This is a genomic window from Phenylobacterium sp., assembly GCF_036402295.1.
In the GTDB taxonomy this organism is placed as follows: Bacteria; Pseudomonadota; Alphaproteobacteria; order Caulobacterales; family Caulobacteraceae; genus Phenylobacterium.
Map to the genome: position 1 here is coordinate 1 of NZ_DASWTE010000092.1, position 4306 is coordinate 4306.

General features: G+C 67.3%; 4 protein-coding genes and 1 pseudogene. 3 read left to right on the forward strand and 2 right to left on the reverse strand.

The window, feature by feature from the left end:
* Together VGD44_RS06025 and guaA are read left to right on the forward strand one after the other, a co-directional pair.
* A pseudogene (locus VGD44_RS06025) lies at window positions 1-244 on the forward strand (MFS transporter); the annotation flags it as partial.
* 37 nt (window positions 245-281) lie between these two features.
* On the forward strand, window positions 282-1841 hold the full coding sequence (gene guaA, locus VGD44_RS06030) for a glutamine-hydrolyzing GMP synthase (protein ID WP_331084918.1): 1560 nt from the start codon (window positions 282-284) through the stop codon (window positions 1839-1841).
* Between the two features lie 76 nt (window positions 1842-1917).
* Here the strand turns inward: guaA and VGD44_RS06035 are convergent, their stop codons facing one another.
* Complete coding sequence (locus VGD44_RS06035) at window positions 1918-2256, reverse strand: helix-turn-helix transcriptional regulator (protein WP_331084920.1); 339 nt, start codon at window positions 2254-2256, stop codon at window positions 1918-1920.
* Window positions 2257-2537: 281 nt separating this feature from the next.
* On the opposite strand from VGD44_RS06035, the gene VGD44_RS06040 reads away from it, so the two are divergent.
* The gene (locus VGD44_RS06040; RefSeq protein ID WP_331084923.1) at window positions 2538-3875 is read left to right on the forward strand and encodes a cytochrome P450; all 1338 of its coding nucleotides are present in this window, start codon (window positions 2538-2540) and stop codon (window positions 3873-3875) included.
* Between the two features lie 155 nt (window positions 3876-4030).
* On the opposite strand, the gene VGD44_RS06045 is transcribed toward VGD44_RS06040, so the two are convergent.
* Window positions 4031-4306 (reverse strand): DUF1214 domain-containing protein (locus VGD44_RS06045; RefSeq protein WP_331084925.1); only part of this gene is annotated, 276 nt, incomplete at its 5' end.

Genomic DNA, 4306 nt, shown 5'->3' on the forward strand with positions numbered 1-4306 from the left:
CGACGGCGCGCGCTTCACGAAGCCCGGCGGCCGCCTCATCTACGTCACCTGCTCGGTGCTCCCCGAGGAGGACGAGGACCGCGTCGAAGCCTTCCTCGCCCGCCACCCCGGCTTCGCCCGGAAGCCCGCCGCCGCCACCGCGGAGCTGGAACCCTTCCTCACGCCCGCTGGCGACCTCCGCCTCACCCCCCGCACCTCCAACACTGACGGCTTCTACGTCGCCGTGCTGGAGAAGCAGGCATGAGCCTGAGCGCGCCCCGCACCTCTCCGAACGGACTCCCATGACCGAAGCCCACCACGAACGCGTCCTGATCGTCGACTTCGGGAGCCAGGTGACCCAGCTGATCGCGCGACGGCTGCGCGAGAGCGGCGTCTATTGCGAGATCCATCCCTTCGACAAGGTCGACGGCATGCTCGACGCCTTCGCCCCGAAGGCGGTGATCCTGTCCGGCGGACCCGCCAGCGCGCACGAGGACGACAGCCCATCGGCCCCGCAGCGCATCTTCGAGCTGGGCGTGCCCGTCCTCGGCATTTGCTACGGCGAGATGACCATGTGCGCCCAGCTGGGCGGCGCCGTGGAGAGCGGCCACGACCGCGAGTTCGGCCGCGCCGAAATCCAGGTGCAGAAGGAGAGCCCGCTGTTGGAAGGCCTGGGCGAGCTCGGCCACACCGAGACCGTCTGGATGAGCCACGGCGACAAGGTCACCGCCATCCCGCCGGGCTTCGAGGTGATCGCCACCTCGGCCGGCAGCCCCTTCGCCATGATCGCCGACGAGGGCCGCCGCTTCTACGGCATCCAGTTCCACCCGGAAGTGGCCCATACCCCGCGCGGCGCGCTCCTGCTGCGCAACTTCACCCACCGCATCGCCGGCCTCTCCGGCGACTGGACCATGGCCTCGTACCGCCAAGAGCAGGTGGCCAAGATCCGCGCCCAGGTGGGCGACGCCAAGGTGATCTGCGGCCTCTCGGGCGGCGTCGACTCCTCGGTGGCCGCGGTCCTGATCCACGAGGCCATCGGCGAGCAGCTCACCTGCGTGTTCGTCGACACCGGCCTGCTGCGCAAGGACGAGGCCACCCAGGTCGTCACCATGTTCCGGGATCACTACAACATCCCGCTCGTACACGTTGATGCGTCTGATCTTTTCCTGGGCGAGCTGGAGGGCGTCACCGACCCCGAGACCAAGCGCAAGACCATCGGCCGGCTCTTCATCGACGTCTTCGACAAGGAAGCGCACAAGATCGAAGGGGCCGCCTTCCTGGCCCAGGGGACCCTCTATCCGGACGTCATCGAGAGCGTCTCGGCCCGCGGCGGCCCCTCCGCCGTCATCAAGAGCCACCACAACGTGGGCGGCCTGCCCGACTACATGAAGCTGAAGCTGGTCGAGCCGCTGCGCGAGCTCTTCAAGGACGAGGTCCGCGTCCTGGGCGTCGAACTGGGCCTGCCGCCGCAGTTCGTGGGCCGCCACCCGTTCCCCGGCCCGGGCCTCGCCATCCGCATCCCCGGCGAGATCACCCGCGAGAAGGTCGCCGTCCTCCAGCAGGCCGACGCGATCTACCTCGACGAGATCCGCAAGGCCGGTCTCTACGACTCCATCTGGCAGGCCTTCGCGGTTCTGCTGCCGGTGAAGACCGTCGGCGTCATGGGTGACGCGCGCACCTACGAGCACGTGCTGGCGCTTCGTGCTGTGACGTCAACGGATGGCATGACCGCCGACTTCTTCGAGTTCCCCTGGGACGTGCTGGGCCGCTGCGCCACCCGCATCATCAACGAAGTCCGCGGCGTCAACCGCGTCGTCTACGACGTCACGTCCAAGCCGCCGGGCACGATCGAGTGGGAATAGAGGCCATCGAAGGCGATCAACTCGTCGCCTTAAATTACTGAAACGATTAGTGAAATAATTCTGAGACTATCGCCTTCTATCGCCTGTCAGCGATAGGGGATGGCGGTAGCGTTGACGGTAGCGGCCTAGCTTGCCCGTGCCGCGCGCGCCGCTGCCGGACGTCGGGGGCCGGCGCCCTGGTGACCTCGCCTGCGTCGGACGCCTGCCGGCGCGCCAGGAGCCAATTCTCGACTTCCGCGAGATCCCAGGCGACACATCGCGGGGTGAGGTTGAACCGGCGCGGAAACTCGCCGCGCTGTTCCATCTCATAGATCGTCGTGTCGGCCAGCGGGACCATTTGGCGAAGCCTGGTCCTGCGGATGGATTGGCGGACGACAAAGCGAGCCGGTTCCGAGCGTTGGGCGTCCGAGTTCATCGCGTCATTCCGTGCGTCTGGCCTGAGCGACTCAGCATGTTGGGCTGTCCGGGCGAGGGGAAAGGCGTAGATCCACGCGGCCGCAAGCATCCGGGAGATCGAGCCCTTCGTGGTGTTCCAGAAGCCTGCCGAGGGCGCGCCGCCTCGGCGCGCGCTCCCTCATCGGCATGGCCACCGAGACGTGTTGTAATAGTAAATGCTATGATATGGAGCCGCGCCGCCTTAGAGCGATGTCGGACGACGAACCGCGGCGTCAGGGGCAGCAAGCGAGGGAGAGCGACATGTCGGATGTTACGACGACCGCCACACCCGAGGTCCTGGATGTCGGGGCGCTGCCGTCGCTGGCCGACTATGGCTACGACGGTGGGCGGGGCGCCTACCGGCGCTTTTGCGCCAACGTCTTCCAGTCGGACGGACCTCGCTTTCTCCGAAGCGAACGCGGGGCGCTGGTCATGTTCCGGCACGCGGATCTCCGCGCCATGGCGACGGTGCCTCAGCTCACGACGCTGGCGCCCGCCCAGATGTTCGGAGGGATGCTCGCCGGCCCGCCGCCCGAAGAGCCGCCGGTCGGGTTTGCGATGGCCGACCTGATCAAGAACCAGCTCTTCAGCACGAACCCGCCGCTCAATCCGGTGCTCCGCCGAATTCTGCTCAACCAGATCGGGCCTAAGCCGACGGCGGCGCTGGCCGATTCAACCCGCAGCCTGGCCACGGGCATCCTCGAGGCGCTTCCGACCGGGACGCCGATCGACCTGGTCCGGGACGTCGCCGAGCCGTTGATCGGCCGCTACTGGGGCGGTCTGATCGGCATGACAGACGAAGAGGCGCTCCGCGCGGCTGCCGAGGCCCGCAAGATGACGCCGATGCTGTTCCTGCGGCAGACGCCCGAGTCCGTCGCCGAGGCCGACGCGGCCGCCAAGGTCTACAGGGCCACGGTCGAACAGGCGTCGGACCGGAACGGCGCCCGTCCCGTCATGGCGAAGATCGCCGAGGAGTTGGCTGCCGTCGACATTCCCGACGACCTGGACCACGTCGGGTATGTTCCCCGGACCGCCGGCGCCTTCCTCGCCGGCAACCTCTTCGACGGCTTTCACACGGCGGCGCTTGCCGCGACGAACACGATCTATGCCCTGCTACGCCACCCCGAGGTCCTGGCGGAACTGCGGTCGTCGCCGGACAAGGTCGCCGCAGCGGTCAGCGAGTGCCTGCGCCTCGAGCCACCGGTGATCCATCTCAATCGCTTTGCCCACGATGACATCCACTACGACGGCCACCTGATCCCCAAAGGCACGCACGTCATGATCATGTGGGGCGTCGCGGGTCGTGATCCCGCCGCCTTCCCAGATCCTGACACCTTCGATCTCTCGCGGTCCCAGCAGGGGTCCACGTCGTTCGGCGGCGGGGCCCACATTTGCCCTGGCCGGTTCGCCGCCACCCTCATGGCCAAGAGCCTTGTGGAGGCGGTGCTCCAGTCGGGGCTGACGATCCGGCGGGTCGATGGACCCGACGATTGGATCGACAACAACGCCATGTGCCAGCTGCGGCGCCTGCCGGTCGTCCTGGAGCGCGCTACGAGCGGCAAGCACCTCTGCACAGGGGATTCGAAGGGCGGCATCTAGCCGAATACAAGGCGTTCGGGCTGCGCCGCCGCTACGGGCGGAGTCCAATCGTCGGCTTTAGAGCGAAAACGAGAAGGCCCGTCGGATGGCGGGCCTTAGTCCCACCGCGCGAGCGGCTTGTTCATGTGGCGCATCTCAGACGATGGGCCAGTGCATCAATGTGATCTCTCGGGTTTGAGCCTGAAGACGGGCTCCGGACGCCAGCCGCCTGAGATCATTTCCGGCTTCGGAAGGTAGGAGCGGACGACCAAGTAGAATGGCCCATCCGGCGCTGGCAGCCAGTTGGCCGCCTCGCTCGGTCGCGCATGCTGGATACGCAGGTCGATCGACCCGTCGCTTTTGGTCTTCAGACCGGGCGTCCGATCGTTGATCAGGTATCGCCGCAGCTCGTTCGGATGGAGCGCGAGGGTCGCCGCGTCATACAGAGTGAC